1 protein-coding gene is annotated in these 390 nt (G+C 70.5%); it reads left to right on the top strand.

The window, feature by feature from the left end:
* Positions 1-390, top strand: a 390-nt coding sequence (locus FJV41_RS57670; protein ID WP_141649703.1) for an HD-GYP domain-containing protein, incomplete at both ends; no start/stop codon positions are given.

Here is a 390-nt window from a genome sequence, read left to right as displayed (position 1 = left end):
ATCTGGCCCTGGGCCGTGGCGACAGCGGACGGGACGTCTCGCTGCTGGCCGAGGCGGCCCTGCTGCACGACATCGGCGTGCTGCACATGGATCCGGTATGGAACGATCCCGAGAACAAGGTCACCGGCCCGGACCGCAAGCACCTCGTCGCCCATCCGATCACCGCCATGCTGCTGCTGCGGGCACCGGGCGCCTACCCGGCCTCGGTCGAGACGGCCGTGCTGGAGCACCACGAACGCATGGACGGCACGGGCTATCCGCGGGGCCTGCGCGGGCCGGACATCTCGCCCATGGGGCAGATCCTCATGCTGTCGGAGGTGGCGGCCGCCTTCTTCGAGAAGTACAGCGCGCTGGCCGCGCAGCGGCTGTCGCTCAGCCTGCGGCTCAACC

It is taken from the genome of Myxococcus llanfairpwllgwyngyllgogerychwyrndrobwllllantysiliogogogochensis (assembly GCF_006636215.1).
Taxonomy (GTDB): Bacteria; Myxococcota; Myxococcia; order Myxococcales; family Myxococcaceae; genus Myxococcus; species Myxococcus llanfairpwllgwyngyllgogerychwyrndrobwllllantysiliogogogochensis.
The sequence above is the reverse complement of the archived record's forward strand: the minus strand, read 5'-3'. Positions and strand labels throughout refer to the sequence as shown.